The sequence below is a fragment of the Mesorhizobium shangrilense genome (assembly GCF_040537815.1).
Classification (GTDB): Bacteria; Pseudomonadota; Alphaproteobacteria; order Rhizobiales; family Rhizobiaceae; genus Mesorhizobium; species Mesorhizobium shangrilense.
This window is the reverse complement of sequence record NZ_JBEWSZ010000001.1, coordinates 4,568,256-4,585,656: the sequence shown is the minus strand read 5'-3', so window position 1 is coordinate 4,585,656 and position 17,401 is coordinate 4,568,256. Positions and strand designations below refer to the sequence as shown.

Sequence of the window (17,401 nt, the reverse complement as noted above, 5' to 3'; positions counted from 1 at the left end):
CAAACAGAGCCGAACGGAGAATGTTTGGTGACCGGTGAAATCGTAAAACGCAGCTATGTGGTCGGACAGGCCGAAATACCAGCCCGGCCGCTCGAGCCTGCGCTCTATCTGGTGGCGACGCCGATCGGCAATCTCGGCGACATCACGCTGCGCGCGCTGGAGACGCTGGCCGCCGCCGATATCGTCGCTTGCGAGGACACGCGCGTTTCGCGCGTGCTGCTCGATCGCTACGGCATCCGCCGCCGCACCACCGCCTATCACGAGCACAATGCCGGCGAGGCCGGGCCGAAGCTGATCGCAGCGCTTCAGGCCGGGCAGAGCGTGGCGCTGATTTCGGATGCCGGCACGCCGCTGGTGTCCGATCCCGGCTATCGGCTGGTCGGCGAGGCCCTGGACGGTGGCATTCGCGTTGTGCCGATCCCCGGCCCATCGGCGCCACTCGCGGCGCTCACGGCATCCGGCCTGCCATCCGACGCTTTCATGTTCGCCGGCTTCCTGCCGGTGAAGACAGGCCAACGGCAAACCCGGCTGGAAGCTCTGAAAGCCGTGCCGGCGACGCTGATCTTCTTCGAATCGCCGCGCCGGCTGGCCGAGACGCTTGTCGGGATGGTCGAAGCGCTGGGCGGCGACCGCAAGGCGGCGATCGGCCGCGAGCTGACCAAGACTTTCGAGGAAATGCGAACGGGCACGCTGCAAACGCTCGCCGACCATTACGCGGCGGCCGATACACCGAAGGGCGAGATCGTCATCTGCGTCGGTCCGGCGGAGGCCAAGGCCGACCAACCAGCGGATATCGACCGGCTTCTGCTGTCGCTCGCCGCCGAGATGCCGGCTTCCAAGGCCGCGGCCGAAGCCGCGAAGATGACCGGCGGACAGAAGCAGGCGCTCTACCGGCGACTGCTCGAACTCAGGGATGCCTCTGGAGAGGGCGGTGACTGAACGCACCAGCGCCAGCCGCCAGAAGGCTTATCGGCGCGGCCATCGCGGCGAATGGCTGGCGGCAGCGTCGCTGATGCTCAAGGGGTATCGCATCCTCGCTCGCCGCCACCGCACGCGCTTCGGCGAGATCGACCTGATTGCGCGGCGTGGCGACCTTGTTGTCTTCGTCGAGGTCAAGGCTCGTCGCACGTTGATGGAAGCCATGGAGGCGATCAGCCATGAATCGGAACGCCGTATCGAGGCTGCGGCCGATGTCTGGCTCTCGCGTCAATCCGATTATGGCAGACTGTCGATGCGCTTCGACATGGTGGCGGTGCTGCCGTGGCGCTGGCCGGTGCATGTCGAGAATGCGTTCTACGGGCGAAGCTGAGGCGCTTGTCGTGCGTCCGCTCGGTATTGCCCGCTTCTCCGTCAGGTTGAGCGCAGCGTCACGGCTGTCCGGGGCCGGACAGTCGGGGCTCAGAACCTACGCCTTCACAACACGATCACAGACAATGCCGTTGCGCTGCATGGCGTTGCGCGTGTCGATGATCAGCCGCGAATGGTTTGCCAGCAGTCCATAGTCGATCCCGTCGTGATCGGTGACGATGACGACCGCGTCATAGGCGCCGATCGAATCCCGGCTGAGGCGAATGCAATCCTTGCCGGCAAGCATCGGATGCTTGCGCGTCTTCGGTATGCGCGCGACGTGGGGGTCATGGTAGGCGATGTCGGCCGCCCGTGATTCCAGCAACTCGATCAACTTCAGCGCCGGGCTTTCGCGCACGTCGGAGACATTCTTCTTGTAGGCGACACCCACGATCAGGATGGACGCCTGGCTGAGGGGAATGCCAAGACGCGTGTCCAGCGCTTCCGACAGCTTCGACATCACATAGTGCGGCATGGAGACATTGATCTCGCCGGCAAGCTCGATGAATTTCGTCGAAACCTCGAACTCGCGCGATTTCCATGTCAGGTAGAAAGGGTCGATCGGTATGCAGTGGCCGCCGAGACCTGGCCCTGGGTAAAACGGCATATAGCCGAAAGGCTTGGTCTTGGCCGCTTCGATCACTTCCCAGATGTCGATCCCCATGGCGCCGTAGATGACCTTGAGTTCGTTCACCAGCGCGATGTTCACGGCACGGAATATGTTCTCCGTGAGCTTTACGACTTCCGCCACCTTGATCGTCGATACGGGCACGACCGTCTCGACGATGGCGCCATAGAACAGCGCGACCAGTCTGGCGGCGACCGGACCGTCACCGGCGACGACCTTAGGAATGGTGGCGGTTTCGAAGCCTGCGCTTCCGGGGTCCTCCCGCTCGGGCGAATAGCCGAGGAAAAAGTCCCGCCCGGATCTGTATCCGCGCGCTTCGAGAATAGGTTTCATCACTTCATCGGTCGTGCCCGGATAGGTGGTGGACTCCAGAATGATCAGTTGGTCCTTCCTCAGATACGCGGCGATGGCGCGCGTCGTATTCTCGACGAAGGAGAGATCGGGCTCGCGTTGCTTGGTCAGTGGCGTCGGCACACAGATCGAGATGACATCGCATTCGGCAAAGACCGAAAAGTCGGACGTCGCCCGCAACGATCCATCGGCCATGACCGACTGCAGTGCCTCGTCGCTGACGGCGCCTATATAGGATCGGCCCGTCTTCAACTTTTCAATCTTGCTGTGGTCCACGTCGAAGCCGATCACCTTGAAGCCGGCGCGAGCCGCCGCCGCCGCGAGCGGCAGCCCGACATAACCAAGTCCAACGATTCCGACCGTGGCCGTACGCATATCCAGTTTCGAAAGAAGTATCGCCCCTCGGGCCTGATCCGCCAGAATGTTCAATTGCGCCTCCACTGATGCAGCCGGCCGCTTGCGGCTGCTGTCATGCGATGCCCGCGAGTCGCTGTAGCGGGATTTGACGAGCCTTTCCCGGCACCACGGCTTCACGGTTTTCGAGATGACCAGCGCAACCTTTGTGCCAGTTGTTCCCAGCGCGGGGCGCCGGCTCAAGAAAGGGCTCAGGAGGTAGGGTTGCGGCATTTTCAGCTGCGTCGGAAGACAGGTGGTGTCAAGTCCGCCGCCTGTCCCATTTTTGAACACTATTGTTGCAAGATAGCTCATACAAGGAGTGATGACCGAAAAAAATCAACAATTACAATGCGGTAATTAACCACTGTTGTTTAGCATATTGTTAACTATCAGTTGCGTTGTCTGTGGAAATGCCCTTTCCATGCACAAAAGCGCACATTGAGGGGTGCGGCTTTCCTTCCTATTCAACGCAGGATTGTCGCCATATGAATACGTGCAAGACCGAAGAAATCAGATGCCTTGTCGCTGGCGGCGCGGGGTGTCTGGGAACCAACCTGACGCTCCGCCTGCTCGATCAGGGCGCCTTCGTGGATGTCGTCGACAATCTTTCGACCGGGCGAAAAGCCAATGTCGAGGAGTTGTCGCGGTATCCAAATTTCAGGTTCATCAAGATGGACATCACGGACGCGGCCCTCTGCACGCGATTGCAGCGGCGGCGCTATACCCATGTCTACAATCTGGCTTGCCCGACCGGCGTTCCCAACATCGCCTTGCTGGGCGAGGAAATGCTCATGGCCTCGTCCGTGGGAGCGCTCAATCTTCTCAAGGTCGCGCGCCGGTCAAAGGCAAAATACCTGTTTGCCAGTACAGCGGAGGCCTACGGCGACCCGGAAGTCTTTCCGCAGCCGGAGACCTATGTCGGAAGGGTCGACCCGGTGGGCCCGCGCAGTCCCTACGAGGAGGGCAAGCGGTTCGGCGAAGCGCTGACCCGCTTCTGGGGCCGCAAGCACAAGGTCGATGTCCGCATCGTGCGCATTTTCAATACCTACGGCCCAGGAATGTCGCCGGCCGACCAGCGTGTCATTCCGCAGATGCTCTCGCATCTCATCGCCGGGCAGCCTGTTCCACTCTTCGGCGACGGCTCGCAGACTCGTACATTCCTGCATGTCGACGACCTCGTCGACGGCCTGCTGACGGTGATGGAGAAAGGCGAGTGCGCCGAGGTCTATAATATCGGGGGTGCCACCCAGCTCTCCATCCGCGAATTGTTCGACCTGATCAAGGAGGCAACCGGCCTTCCCGGCAGCGTCGTCTTCAAAAAGCACTTCATCGCCGATCATCGCGGCCGTTGGCCGGACACCGGCAAGATCGAGGCGCTGGGCTGGCGCCAGAAGGTTTCGCTCACGAAGGGCATCCGCCAGAGCTACCAGGACCTGCTGGCTTCGATCCAGGAGGCAAAGCGCGCCAAGGCAAGGACTGCATCGTCCGAACGCAGGTTCGTCGGTTATCAGGAACGGCCCAGCGGTCGGGGTCAGGTGGGAACGATGCTTCCATGACCGGGATCGCCGCCACCAACATCACGATGATGGTTCTCAGCGCATCGCTGGGCATCAACATCGCGTTCTGGTGCGTCGTCGGCGTCATCCGGTTTGTCAGCGAGATCGGTTCGAATGCGAAAGCCGGTCACTTTCAGGAAGCGGTACGGGTATCCGATGTTGCCGTGGTCATTCCCGCCCACAATGAAGCAATCGCACTGCCGAAATGCATCGGAGCGCTGAAGGCCATCATTCCGGCAAGGCAGATCTATGTCGCCAGTGACGGGTCGCGCGACGCCACCGTCGCCATCGCGCGTGCTGCCGGCTGCAGGGCGCTCGACATCCAGCCCAACCGGGGAAAGGCGCGCGCAATCGACAAGGCGATCCGCAAGTATCGACTGTGCGACCGCTACAAGGCGGTGCTGATCCAGGATGCGGATTCAGAGATCGACCCCGGTTATTTCGAACACGCACTGCCGCTGTTCAACGACCCCAAGGTGGTGGCCGTGGCTGGCCATGTGTTGTCACGCTGGCGCGACCAGCGCTGGCCCACCCTCGACATGCTTTTCGCTGCTTACAGGACACGTCTCTACCGGATCCTGCAGACGGCCTTCCAGTACGGCCAATCCTGGAAATGGACGAGTGTGAGTTATATCGCGCCCGGCTTCGCCAGCATCTACCGAACAAGCGCGCTACGCCAGATCGACATCACCGCGCCAGGGCTCGTCATCGAGGATTTCAACATGACATTCGAAGTCCAGCACAAGCAGCTGGGTCGTGTTGCCTATTCGCCCAGGGCGCGGTGCTCGTCGGAAGATCCTTTCACGCTCGGCGATTACCGCAAGCAGGTTCAACGCTGGTATCTCGGCTTCTGGCAGACCGTGCGGCGTCATGGCTTTTGGCCCAGCCGCTTCTGGCTGTCCCTTGGCGGGCTGCTGGCCGAACTTCTGATAATATCCGTCTTCGCCCTGGGCTTGCCGATTGCCGCGGTCGCCTACCTTGTCACAGGTATCGAGGTCCCGGCGATGTCGCTTGGGGACCTCGCGGTAAGGCCGGTCTCGCCACTTGAGCTGTTGGCCCTGTTCCTCGCGGTGGACTACGCGCTCACCGTCATTGTCGCGGTGATAGAACGCAGGCCGATCCTGCTCCTCTATGGCCTCGCGTTTCCCGCGATCCGGCTCCTCGATGCCGCGCTTTTCCTGCGCGCTTTGTTCAAGTCGTTTTCAGCGAAGTCCGACGGCCGCTGGATCAGTCCGCAACGTTACGCCGTTTCCGTTCCCCATGGGAGGCAAGCATGAACATAACCCGCCGCTCCGTTCTTCTTGGTGGCCTGACTGTACCGCTGCTGGCATCGGCCGGCAAAGGCGTCTCATGGGCCGCAGCCAAGGAGAAACTGCCCAACCCGCTGGTCGTCACGATCAGTGGCGTGGACGCACAGACAACGCCGACCAGGCTTTCCGCCGTCGCCGACCCGTTCTTGACTCGCAAGGTGCCGATCACCGTAACGGTCGCCCCCATCGATGCCGCTGGGAAAATGCTGGATTACAATTCCAGCCTGGCTCTCCGGCTTCGCCAGGCGGTTCGGCTCAATCCGGACGGTATCGAATTCGGCGCCCATGCCGACCTGATCCAGTCGGACGTTCCCTATCTGCAAGCGCGCCAGGCAAGTGAAATCCAGGCGGCGTTTTCCTACCTGATCAATGAGTACCAGAGGTACCAGTCGAAGGCCGTGCTCACGGCCTTGACCTTGACCACCAATTCACCATTGCGTTCGGCGCAGGATGCGGCGTCGATGCGCATGGCGGGTTTTCGATCGGTCATTCGTCTTCGGGCAGGGATAAAGGATCCGGTGGGCCTGCAGCCCGACAGCGGTGGTTATTGGTCGACCGATACAGGTCTGGTGAACCTTTTCGCGTCCCCGCTCAGTTCAACGGGGCTGCAGCCCTCCGGCGGCCGGCTTCTCGGTGCGCCTGCCCTAGGCGCGAACATCGCAAAACTGGGCGCCGGCGACGATCCGATCATTGTCGACCTTCCGTTCGCGGCGCTGGCGGGGCTGAGCGACAGCGATGCGGCCAGCTATGCGGCCGAGATCGCCCAAACCGTGCTTGCCGCATCCGCCGGCGGCGGGTTCCGAAGCATTCTTCCACAACAGCTCTATAAGCAAAGCCGGGATGTAAGCCGGCTCATCGTCGTCCGCGTCGATGATCTCAGGGTGGATACCGACACAGATCCAAGCCACATGGCGTTTGTGCGCCATCTCATCGGAGCCGGCTACCCGGTTACGGACGCTATCATCCCGGCACCGAAGTCTTTCCTGCTCTCGGCGGACAAACCAGCCAAGTCATACCTGCAAGCCATGTCCGTCGATAAACGCTTCGATATTGCCGCCCATGGCTGGAACCACACGCCCTCGGAACTTCTGGGCAATTCGCCCGGGAAGGATCTGGACCTGATCCGGGGTGGTATCAGCGAGATCTATCGCTCGACCGGCAGGTTCCCCACGTCCTACATTCCGCCCAATGACGCATTCGACGACAATACGCTCGATGCACTGGCCGCCACCGGAGCGCCTGTATTCAGCGCCGAGAAAGGCGATCTGCGCTGGTTCAATGGTTTGGACAGCCGAGGCATCCTCCACGTCTCGAACACGATGAAATTCGAGAAGGCCTGGAGCGAAGATATCCCCTACTTCACGAAGGACGAGGTCTTCAGCTATTTCGGGACCGACAATGATGCTGTTTTCTGCATCCATCCCGATACCGCCAACTCGCCCAAAAAGAAGGCGGTCATCCTTGAGACGCTTGCTGAGCTGTCCGCTCAGCGTGGCACCAGGCTGGTGAACTTCGACGAGTATTACCGCGCCGTCACGCCTTCCATGCCGGAAGTCCAACGCATTCAAGGCGCGCGCGCCGACGTCGCGGTGCGCGATTGGAGGAAGCCGGATCAGGACCTGCTGGACCGTGGCATCCTCAAGGCCGACGCCGAGCTCGCATGGACCTATTTCGATTGGGGCGCCAGGAACTTCAACGGCATCGTGCCGGCGACGTCATGGATGGAATTCGGCAAGCAGGCGGGCTACCCGTTCACCACGATGTGGGACGTGGGAACACATATTCTTGCCACTCTGTCCGCCCAGCAGCTGGGCATCATCGATCAACGCGAATTCGAAACGACGATCAGTCGAATCCTGGAGTTCCTGGGCCAGACGAGCTTCCAGTATGCCGGCGGGAACCTGCCGCATACCGAGCGCGCGTTGAGCGCGAAGGATGACGAGCGCGAAGGTTTCGACAGCGCCGATACCGGACGTCTTTTGATCGCGCTCAAAATTCTCGATCAGCATACGGCCGGCGCCTTCCCCGTCTTCAAGCTCGTTTCCAACTGGTCGTTCGGGCCGATCCTCAAGGACGGCGAAATGCACGTTGTGAGCGCGAACGGCAAGATTTCGTCCGTGCACGCAAACAGCTACGCCGGCTATGCCGGTCGCGGCTACAGCCTTTGGGGCCAGTCGATCAAGCCCGTCTTTGACACTGGCGATCCCGATCGCAGCATGGATGCCGCGACCGCCGCTCTGGCGGAAATTCAGCGGCGAGGGCGGATTGCCACCGAACCCCACGTTACCGAGGAAATCGAACTTGGAGGGTCGCCGCACGGCCGCCTCATGGCCGACATTCTCTACGCCGCCCAGATGAAACGGTATCGCGAGACAGGCATTCTCACTTGCGTTTCGGAATCGGCGATGGCTGGCCCTCCCTACTTCACCTACCAAGGCTACCAACTGACGGACGATGGCGGCGACTTCGCGGTCGACACGATGAAGACCTCCGACAAGGAGGCGACGGCAAAGCAGGCGAATTCGCTTCGTCTGGTCAGTGCGAAAGGTGCCTATCTCTGGCACGCCACGCGGCCAGGCGACTATTCGCAGAAGCTTGTCGCCTTTGTGAGGAATCGGGCCAAGATGCCGGGAATGGGTTTTTCATCCGGCGTGTCCGAGCGGACCGGAAAGCTGATCCAGGTGACCGATGTGAACACAAATGGCATCATCCTTGAATCCATTGCGTACATCTTGGGCGGCCGCAAACCGCTTCTTCCGACGGAAGAGGCATAGCCTGCGGCTCTTCTGGTCGCGGTGCGCACGGTAGGACGGAGCCGGTGTCTGCCCTGCCGAGTCTCGCCCTGGCTCAATCGCTCGTTGCGCCTCCTCTCTTGCCTTCATGTCGCGTTTCGTCCAAAAGCTGGCGCAAACGCTGCGAGACCGAAGGTTTTGCCGTTTGAAATGCGGCTTCCGGCTCGATGCCGACGCGCCGCACTCGGAAAGAGCGGAACAATGTCTGCGATCGAAGCCGGCGCGCGCGCGCCGGGAAGCCTTTGGCGTCAGGAAATCAGGGCGACGCTGGCGCTCGCCTGGCCGATGGTGCTGACCAATCTCGGCCAGACAGCGATGACCGCGACCGATGTCATGATGATGGGGCGTCTCGGGGCCGATACGCTGGCCAGCGGCGCGCTCGGCGCCAACCTCTATTTCATGCCGCTGATCTTCGGGCTCGGCCTCATGCTGGCGACCTCGCCGATGATCGCCACCGAGCTCGGCCGCAACAGGCATTCGGTGCGCGACCTGCGCCGCACCGTGCGCCAGGGCCTGTGGCTGGCGATCCTCATCTGCATTCCGATCTGGATCGTGCTTTGGCACGGCGAGGCAATTCTGCTGGCCATGGGCCAGGAGCCGGCGCTGGCGCATCAGGCCGGCATCTATCTGCGCTGGCTCGAATGGGCGGTGCTGCCCTTCTACGGCTACATCATCCTGCGTTCCTTCATCTCGGCGCTGGAGCGGCCGGGCTGGGCGCTGGTCATCGTCTTCGTCGCCGTCGCCTGCAACGTCTTCTTCAACTGGGTGTTCATGTTCGGCAATCTCGGCGTCAGCGCCATGGGCATTGCTGGGTCCGGCCTCGCAACCTCGCTGTCCAGCGCGCTGATGTTCTTCGGCATGGTCGCCGTGGTGATGCTGGAACCGAAATTCCGTCGCTACCGCCTGTTCGGACGCTTCTGGCGCTCCGATTGGCCGCGCTTCAAGGGATTGCTGCGGCTCGGCCTGCCGATCGCCGGCCTTCTCGCCTTCGAGGTGACGATCTTCAACGTGGCGGCCCTGCTCATGGGGCTGATTGATGCGGATTCGCTTGCCGCGCACGCCATCGCCATCCAGATCGCTTCGGTCACCTTCATGGTGCCGCTTGGCCTCAACCAGGCGGTGACGGTGCGTGTCGGGCTTGCGCATGGCGCCGGCAATCCGGCTGGCGTTTCGCGCGCCGGCTGGACCGCCTATGTCATCGGCGTCTCGTTCATGGCGCTGATGGGGCTGGTCATGATCCTGTGGCCGCATCTGCTGATCGGCGCCTTCATCGATCTCGGCGATCCGGCCAATGCAAGGGTGATCGCGCTTGCCGTATCGTTCCTGGTCTTTGCCGCGCTGTTCCAGATCTTCGATGGCGCGCAGGCCGTCGCTGCCGGCATGCTCAGGGGTCTGCACGACACCAAGGTGCCGATGATCTACGCGGCCATCGGCTATTGGGGCGTTGGCCTGCCGCTTGGCGTGGTGCTGGCCTTCCATTTTGGCTTGCACGGCGTCGGCATCTGGATGGGGCTGGCGCTGGGACTGGCCGTGGTGGCGGCGATGCTCCTGGCGCGCTGGCTGCGGCGCGACAGGATCGCCTCGCCGCTCACCTTTGGTCGCTGAAACAAAACGCCGCCGGGTGTCCGGCGGCGTTTTGTGTGGGGTCAGCGGGCCGCCGCGCGTTGCTCGAGCTTGCGTGCGTACTGTGTCAGCGGAAAGCACATGACGAAGAAGATCAGCGCCACCAGCCCGTAGACCTTGAACGGCTCGAAGGTCGCGTTGTTGATGGCGTTGGAGGTCCGCACCAGTTCCTCGAAGCCGATGATCGATGTCAGCGCCGTCGATTTGATGAGCTGAACCAGGAAACCGACGGTCGGCGCCCGGGTGATCGAAAACGCCTGCGGCAGGATGATCAGCCTGAGCTCCTGCAGGTAGTGCAGGCCAAGGCTGGCGCCGGCGTCCCATTGGCCGAGCGGCAGTGCGTCGACGCCGGAGCGCCAGATCTCGGCGAGATAGGCGCTGGCGAAGAAGGTGAGGCCGAGCACCGCCGCTGTCCACGGCTCGATGCGCAAGCCCAGCATCGGCAGGCCGAAGAACATCAGGAAAAGCTGCATGAGCAGCGGCGTTCCCTGGAAGAGCGCGATGTAGCCGGAGGCAATGCGCCGGCTCCATTTATTCTTGGCGATCCTGAAGAACAGGATGACCATGCCGACCACCGCGCCGCCGACGAAGGCGGCCAGCGACAGAAGCACCGTCCAGCGGGCGGCGAGCAGAAGATTGCGCACGATATCCCAGAAGGTGAATTCGATCATGACACACCAGCCCCGAGTACGCGCCGTCCGCCGGTGACCAGCAGTCGCCGCAATGCCATCGACAGGACGAGATAGACCACCGTCACGACAAGATAGGTCTCGAAGGAGCGGAACGTGCGTGCCTGCAGCATGTCCGCTTCATAGGTCAGTTCGCGCACGGCGATCTGCGACACGACGGCGGACTCCAGCATCATGATGACGATCTGGCTGGTGAGCGCCGGATAGATCACCTTGAGCGCCTGCGGCAGCACGATCTTGATGAAGACCTGGCGTGGCCTGAGCCCAAGTGCCAGAGCTGCTTCCGTCTGCCCGCCAGGCACGGCGTCAAGCCCGGCGCCGACGATCTCGATCGTGTAGGCCGCCATGTTGAGCGTCATGGCCAGCATGGCGGCCAGCACCGGGTCGAGCCGTATGCCGAGGCTGGGCAGCCCGAAGAAGATGAAGAACAGCTGCACCAGGAACGGCGTGTTGCGGACGACCTCGACATAGACGCCGATCGCCCGCTTGAGCAGCACAGGGCCGTTTCGTCGTCCCGCGGCACCGAGGATGCTGAGGAACGTTCCCGCGAGCGTGGTCACGGCGATCAGCAGGATCGTCGTGGCCGCGCCGCGCGCTATGTCGCCTAGAGCACCCGGGAGCCAGGCAAAGGCCACGGGAACTCAATCCTTGAGATTGTCGGGATTGAGCGGGGTCTTCAGCCAGGCTTTCGAGCTTTCGTCCAGCTTGCCGTCCACCAGCATCTTGGCGACGGCGTCGTTGACCGCCTTCTTGAGGCTGTCTTCACTCTTGTTGAGACCGATATGCGAGGGCGATGTCAGAAGCTGGAACTTCTGCTCGGGCTTCAGTGCGTCCTGCTTTGCCAGAACCTGCGCGCCGACATCATTGCCGACGACCATCAGCTGGGTCTGGCCGGAGATGAAGGCCTGGATCACGGCGTTGTAGTTGTCGAAGCGCTTGATGTCGGCCGATGCGGGTGCCGCCTCGGTGAGCGAGGTGTCCTCCAGCGTGCCGCGATTGACGGCGATCGACTTGTCGGCGAGGTCTTCCTTGCCTTTGACCGTCATCGCCGCGGGCCCGATCACCGCGATGTAGTAAGGCGCGTAGGCGGCGGCGAAGTCGATGACCTGTTCACGCTCCTTCGAGTAGCCGACGCTCATCAGGATGTCGACGCGATGGTCGTTCAGATAGGGAATGCGGTTCTGGCCGGTGACGGCGACCGGGTTGAGCTTCACCTTCAGCGTGTCGGCGATGTATTGCGCGACGTCCATGTCGTAGCCCTTGAGGCTCATGTCGGCGCTGGCCGAGGAGAAGGGCGGGAAGTCGGCGAAGACGCCGACATTGATGGTGCCGGCCTTGGTGATGTCTGCCAGCGCGTCGGCGTTGGCGGCCTGGATGGCGAGGCCGAGACCGGCGGCTCCCATGAGGACGGCGGCGATGGATGATCTGAGTGTCGTGTGTATCGTCATTTTTATTCCCCTGTCTGGAAGCTTTGTTTGTTTGGGTCGGCCGCCGGCTCCAGTGCGGCGGCCGCCTTTTCTGTTTTAGACGTCAGGCTCCCTTGCCGGTGATCGCCGGGCTGAAAACCATCAGGCTCAGTATCTCGAACAGCACCTGGGCGCCGGCATGGGCGGTGTTGGTGGTCGCGTCATATTGCGGCGCCACCTCGACGACGTCACCGCCGACGATGTTGAGGCCCTTCAGGCCGCGCAGCAACTCAAGAACTTCCCGCGTCGTCAGCCCGCCGACTTCCGGCGTGCCGGTGCCCGGCGCGAAGGCCGGATCGACGCTGTCGATGTCGAACGACACATAGGTCGGGCCGTCGCCAACTATTCTACGCGCCTTCTCGATGATGGCGGGAATGCCGAGCCCCGTCACCTCTTCGGCGTGAACCACGGTCATGCCGGATTCGTAGGTGAACTCCCACAGATACTCGGCCGAGCCGCGAATGCCGATCTGGATGGTGCGCGACGGGTCGAGCACGCCGTCCAGCACTGCGTTGCGGAACGGCCCGCCGTGGTGGAACTTGGTCATGTCGAACAGGCCGCTGGTGTCGCAGTGGGCGTCGATATGGATCAGCCCGACCGGAGCCTTCTTGCCGACAGCCTTCAGGATCGGATGGCTGATCGAATGGTCGCCGCCGACAGACAGCGGGATGACGCCGGCGTCGACGATCTGGTTGGCGCGCCGCTCGATATCCTCATGGCTGGTCTCCAGCCTGTAGCGGCTGCGGAACGGCACGTCGCCGATGTCGGCGACCCTGAGTTCATGCGTCGGGGCGCATTCCAGCACGTGGTTGTAGGGGCCGATGCGCTCGATGGCGCGCAAGGCCCTGGGCCCGAAGCGCGATCCCGGCCGGTTGGTCACGCCGAGGTCCATCGGCACGCCGATGATCGCCACCTGCAGATCGCCGAAATCCGGATTGTCGGCGGCAATTTCACGGTAGGGCGCAGCGAGGAATGTCGGGATGCCCGAATAGGGCGCCAGGCGTGTGCCGCTCTTGGAAAAGATCTTGTCCGCCACGCGCTGGAACTTCGGGTCGAACATTTCGCCGCCATGGCTTTCGCCATATTTGCGACGCAACGCTTCGAGCTTGCCGCGATCATAACCCATGTCTGTCCTCCTGCATGGCTTGATGCCGCAGCCCGTGGCGACGCTTGCGGCCGTCGTTCGGCCTGGTCGTTTTCCGTGGGCTGCGTGCCGATTTCATACTATTCCCAGGCAAAGTGTCGGGTAGGCGCATTGAAAAATCAATTGATATTGTTAGGCTGTTGTGCGTGAGAAAAACTCACAAACTTCTGAAAGCCAATGGCCAAGCGTCTGCCTCCCCTCAATCCGCTGCGTGCCTTCGAGGCAACGGCGCGGCATGCCTCGCTGACCAAGGCGGCAAGTGAGCTGAGCGTCACCCATGGCGCCATCAGCCACCAGATCAAGGCGTTGGAACAGTCGCTCGGCGTCAAGCTGTTCGAGCGCGTCGGCCAGCGGCTGAAACTCACGCCGCACGGCGCCGAATTGCTGCCGGCGGTATCCGCGGCCTTCGATGGCATCGCCGCCGCCACCCAGCGCATGACAAGGCCGGCCAGCACCGGTGCCCTGTCGGTGTCCTGCGTGCCGGCGCTGCTGTCGCTGTGGATGATCCCGCGACTGGGCAGCTTCACGTCCCAATATCCGGATGTCCGGCTGACGCTCATTCCGTCCAACGATGCCAGGGACATCCGCGCTGCGCATATCGACGTCTGCCTGCATTATGGCGACGGCGGCTGGACCGACTGCTGGATGCGCAAATGGTCGGGTCTCGAGTTGTTTCCCGTGGTCAGCCCGACGCTGATCAACAATCGCCCGATACGCGCGGTGCGCGATCTAGCCGACCATGTCTTCCTGCATGGCGACGACGGCCGGGAATGGCATACCTGGCTGGCTGCCGCCGACGGGCTCGACCTTGAACGCGGCCGCCGCCACTATCTTGGCGACGCGCGCATGGCGACCGAGGCTGCTGTCCACGGCCACGGTGTGGCGCTTGGCGATACGGTGACGGCGAGCGCGCTGCTTGCCAGGGGCCAACTGATCGCGCCGTTCAGCCTGTCGGTGCCGGCGGTCGACGATTTCTATGTCGTCTGCCGCAACGAGATGAAATCGGCACCGATCGCACAGGTCTTCATCGATTGGCTGTTCGCCGAGAAAGCGCTGGATGACGGGCGCGCCAGCGCGCCGGTGGCAGGCCGGATCGGGGTCCGCCGGAAGCGGCCGGCACTCAGGGTCGTTGGCGCCAGGACCGCCTCCTGACAACGGCTTGCGGCGGCGTCGCTGTTGCCGCCTTGCTTGCGGTCGACGGCAGGGTTTCCTTTTTGTCGGGCCAGCCAGCAAACCGGGCAGCGCTTTGCCCAATTCGATGCTATGAGGCCTGTCGCGGTTGTGGATGGCAGGCAGCGAAGGCAGCATTGAGACATGGCAAAGACCGATATAGCGCGGCGCGTCTACAACCACACCTGGAAGCTTGACCCGATCGTCCGCAGCCTGCTCGACACCGATTTCTACAAGCTTCTGATGCTGCAGATGATCTGGGGCATGTACCCCAAGGTCGACGCCACCTTCTCGCTGATCAACCGCACCACCTCGGTCCGCCTTGCAGATGAGATCGACGAAGGCGAGCTGCGCGAACAGCTGGATCATGCCCGCACGCTGCGGCTCAGCAAGAAGGAGATGATCTGGCTCGGCGGCAACAATTTCTATGGCCGCAAGCAGATCTTCGAGCCGGAGTTCCTTGCCTGGCTGGAAGATTTCCAGCTGCCCGAATACGAGCTTTCCAGGCGCGACGGCCAGTATGAACTCACCTTTGGCGGACCGTGGATGTATACCACGCTGTGGGAAATCCCGGCGCTCGCCATCATCAACGAATTGCGCTCGCGCGCCGCCATGCGGGCATTCGGCCCCTTCGCGCTCGATGTGCTCTATGCCCGCGCCAAGGCCAAGATGTGGGCCAAGACCGAGCGCCTGAAGGCGCTGCCCGGCATCCGCATTTCGGACTTCGGCACGCGCCGCCGCCACTCCTTCCTGTGGCAGCGCTGGTGCGTCGAGGCGCTGAAGGAAGGCATCGGCGATGCCTTCACCGGCACCTCCAACGTGCTGCTGGCCATGGACAACGACCTCGAGGCGCTCGGCACCAACGCGCATGAATTGCCGATGGTGTTCGCCGCACTCGCCAATTCCGAAAAGGAATTGAAGCAGTCGCCCTACAAGGTGCTGCAGGACTGGCAGCGCTACTATGGCGGCAATCTGCTGATCGTTCTTCCCGACGCCTTCGGCACGGCGTCGTTCCTGCGCGATGCGCCGGACTGGGTCGCCGACTGGACGGGCTTCCGTCCCGACAGCGCGCCGCCGATCGAGGGCGGCGAGAAGATCATTTCCTGGTGGCGTGAGAAGGGCAGGGATCCCCTGCAGAAGCTGCTGATCTTCTCCGATGGGCTCGAGGTCGAAACCATCGAGGAGACCTATCGCCACTTCAAGGGCAAGGTGCGCATGTCCTTCGGCTGGGGCACCAACCTCACCAATGATTTCGAGGGCTGCGCGCCAACCGAAACCAGCAGGCTGGACGCCATATCGCTGGTATGCAAAGTCACCGAGGCCAATGGCCGGCCGGCGGTCAAGCTTTCCGACAATCCGGCCAAGGCCACCGGCGACGAAAAGGAGATCGAACGCTACCTGCGGATCTTCGGAGAAAAAGATCGCGTGGAGCAATTGGTCAAGGTGTGAAGCGAGGGGACGCTTGGGCAGGACAGAGGGAAGCGCCGTAGAAGGCAGTCGTACGTCAATTCAATTTTTTTACCGTCTCGCTCCGGCCGCGCTGTTTGCCTGGCCCGTGGCGGCCTTTGCTCACGCCTCCGACCGTGGCCATGTCCTGCTTCTGCCCACCGGCTACTACGTGGCCGCTGGCGCCTTTGCCGTCGCCGTCAGCTTCCTCATGCTCTCGGCGCTGTCGCCAGATGTCCTCGATCGCTTCGGGCGGCGGCGCCTGTGGCTTTTCGCATTCGGCGACGGCGCCCGGGTGGCCGTCAGCACGATATCCTTTGCCGGCTTCGCAATTCTGGTCGCCGCCGGTATCTTCGGCAGCCGCGATCCGCTTTCCAATCCGCTGCCGCTGACCATATGGACGCTGCTGTGGGTCGGGCTGGCGTTGATGCAGGGGCTTCTCGGTGACCTCTGGTCATGGCTCAACCCGTGGTATGGGCCGTGCCGTATCGTCTCGCTCCTGCCTGGCAGGGACAAAGGACCGGTGTGGCGGCTCCCCCAATGGCTCGGCTGCTGGCCAGCCTTCGTGCTCTTCTTCGCATTCGCCTGGTTCGAACTCATCGACCCGGCTCCCGACGATCCCTGGCGGCTGGCGGTGGTCGCCGGGCTCTACTGGCTGCTCAGCTTCCTGTGCATGCTGGCGTTCGGCCACGACGACTGGCGCCGGCGGGGTGAATTCCTGAGCCTCTTCTTCTCGATGGTGGCGCGCTTTGCCGTCGTGGAACGCATCGGGGACGGTCGGGTCAGGCTGTGCTGGCCGGGCGCGAAACTGCTCGATGCCGAGCCGCTGCCGGTGAGCGGCATTGCCTTCCTGTTGCTTGCCTTGTCATCGGTATCCTTCGACGGCCTGTCGAAAACCTTCTTCTGGTTGGGCCTGTTCGACATCAATCCGCTCGAGTTTCCGGGACGCACGGCGGTGATGGGCATCGGCAGCCTGGGGCTGGTCGTGTCGTTTGTCCTGCTGGCAGCCATATTCATGCTTGCCGTTTTCGTGGGACAGCGGCTTGCCGGCAGTCCCGATACCCTCGAGCAGGCCGCCGGGCTGCTGGTCTGGTCGATCGTGCCGATCGCGCTCGCCTATCATTTCGCGCACTATCTGACGGCGCTGCTCGTCGATGGGCAGTACGCGGTTGCAGCGCTTTCCGACCCGTTCGCGCTGGGCTGGAACCTGTTTGGAACCGCCGACATGCAGATCGAGGCCGGCGTCATCGCAGGCGCTGCTTCCGCCTGGTGGCTGTGGAATTTTCAGGCCGGCGCCATCATCCTCGGTCATATGCTCGCGGTGCTCCTCGCCCACGGCTTCGCCTGGCGGTTGCACCCAGGCCCCGCGGGCGCCGCGATCAGCCAGTTTCCGCTCACCCTGCTGATGATCGGCTACACGGTGTTCGGTCTCTGGTTGCTTGCCACGCCGACTGCCGGGTGAGACAAGAACCGGCTTTCGTTG

At 62.7% G+C, this 17,401-nt stretch carries 14 protein-coding genes; 9 read left to right on the top strand and 5 right to left on the bottom strand.

From position 1 onward, the window contains the following. Window positions 1-27 precede the first annotated feature (27 nt). Complete coding sequence (gene rsmI, locus ABVQ20_RS22135) at window positions 28-939, top strand: 16S rRNA (cytidine(1402)-2'-O)-methyltransferase (protein WP_354461595.1); 912 nt, start codon at window positions 28-30, stop codon at window positions 937-939. Further along, window positions 932-1,309 (top strand): YraN family protein, encoded by a 378-nt coding sequence (locus ABVQ20_RS22130; protein WP_354461594.1) that lies wholly within the window; start codon window positions 932-934, stop codon window positions 1,307-1,309. The genes rsmI and ABVQ20_RS22130 overlap by 8 nt, the downstream gene beginning before the upstream one ends. A gap of 96 nt (window positions 1,310-1,405) precedes the next feature. On the opposite strand, the gene ABVQ20_RS22125 is transcribed toward ABVQ20_RS22130, so the two are convergent. After that, on the bottom strand, window positions 1,406-2,701 hold the full coding sequence (locus tag ABVQ20_RS22125; RefSeq protein ID WP_354461593.1) for a nucleotide sugar dehydrogenase: 1,296 nt from the start codon (window positions 2,699-2,701) through the stop codon (window positions 1,406-1,408). A 506-nt stretch (window positions 2,702-3,207) separates the two neighbouring features. Here ABVQ20_RS22125 and ABVQ20_RS22120 point away from each other — a divergent pair. From ABVQ20_RS22120 to ABVQ20_RS22105, 4 genes are all read left to right on the top strand, one after another. Then, complete coding sequence (locus tag ABVQ20_RS22120) at window positions 3,208-4,278, top strand: NAD-dependent epimerase/dehydratase family protein (protein WP_354461592.1); 1,071 nt, start codon at window positions 3,208-3,210, stop codon at window positions 4,276-4,278. Then, window positions 4,275-5,555, top strand: coding sequence for a glycosyltransferase family 2 protein (locus ABVQ20_RS22115; RefSeq protein ID WP_354461591.1), 1,281 nt, complete (start codon window positions 4,275-4,277; stop codon window positions 5,553-5,555). The genes ABVQ20_RS22120 and ABVQ20_RS22115 overlap by 4 nt, the downstream gene beginning before the upstream one ends. After that, on the top strand, window positions 5,552-8,362 hold the full coding sequence (locus tag ABVQ20_RS22110) for a DUF3131 domain-containing protein (protein WP_354461590.1): 2,811 nt from the start codon (window positions 5,552-5,554) through the stop codon (window positions 8,360-8,362). The genes ABVQ20_RS22115 and ABVQ20_RS22110 overlap by 4 nt, the downstream gene beginning before the upstream one ends. A gap of 219 nt (window positions 8,363-8,581) precedes the next feature. Further along, window positions 8,582-9,985: an MATE family efflux transporter gene (locus ABVQ20_RS22105; RefSeq protein WP_354461589.1), complete on the top strand. Its 1,404-nt coding sequence runs from the start codon at window positions 8,582-8,584 to the stop codon at window positions 9,983-9,985. A 41-nt stretch (window positions 9,986-10,026) separates the two neighbouring features. Here the strand turns inward: ABVQ20_RS22105 and ABVQ20_RS22100 are convergent, their stop codons facing one another. The 4 genes from ABVQ20_RS22100 to speB all read right to left on the bottom strand — a co-directional run bounded on the left by ABVQ20_RS22100 (window position 10,027) and on the right by speB (window position 13,284). Beyond that, complete coding sequence (locus ABVQ20_RS22100) at window positions 10,027-10,674, bottom strand: amino acid ABC transporter permease (protein WP_354461588.1); 648 nt, start codon at window positions 10,672-10,674, stop codon at window positions 10,027-10,029. Continuing rightward, window positions 10,671-11,327 (bottom strand): amino acid ABC transporter permease, encoded by a 657-nt coding sequence (locus ABVQ20_RS22095; protein WP_354461587.1) that lies wholly within the window; start codon window positions 11,325-11,327, stop codon window positions 10,671-10,673. The genes ABVQ20_RS22100 and ABVQ20_RS22095 overlap by 4 nt, the downstream gene beginning before the upstream one ends. A 6-nt stretch (window positions 11,328-11,333) precedes the next feature. After that, a complete protein-coding gene (locus ABVQ20_RS22090; protein WP_354461586.1) occupies window positions 11,334-12,140 on the bottom strand; it encodes a transporter substrate-binding domain-containing protein in 807 nt (268 codons plus the stop codon). An 82-nt stretch (window positions 12,141-12,222) separates the two neighbouring features. Further along, a complete protein-coding gene (speB, locus tag ABVQ20_RS22085) occupies window positions 12,223-13,284 on the bottom strand; it encodes an agmatinase (RefSeq protein WP_354461585.1) in 1,062 nt (353 codons plus the stop codon). Window positions 13,285-13,479: 195 nt separating this feature from the next. Here speB and gcvA point away from each other — a divergent pair, with 195 nt between their 5' ends. From gcvA to ABVQ20_RS22070, 3 genes are all read left to right on the top strand, one after another. Further along, window positions 13,480-14,454, top strand: a complete 975-nt coding sequence (gene gcvA / locus ABVQ20_RS22080; protein ID WP_354461584.1) for a transcriptional regulator GcvA — start codon at window positions 13,480-13,482, stop codon at window positions 14,452-14,454. Between the two features lie 162 nt (window positions 14,455-14,616). Beyond that, window positions 14,617-15,921 carry a nicotinate phosphoribosyltransferase gene (gene pncB, locus ABVQ20_RS22075; RefSeq protein ID WP_354461583.1) on the top strand — a complete coding sequence of 435 codons (1,305 nt, stop codon included), beginning with the start codon at window positions 14,617-14,619 and terminating at the stop codon, window positions 15,919-15,921. A gap of 58 nt (window positions 15,922-15,979) precedes the next feature. Beyond that, complete coding sequence (locus tag ABVQ20_RS22070; protein ID WP_354462250.1) at window positions 15,980-17,380, top strand: hypothetical protein; 1,401 nt, start codon at window positions 15,980-15,982, stop codon at window positions 17,378-17,380. Window positions 17,381-17,401: the final 21 nt, after the last annotated feature.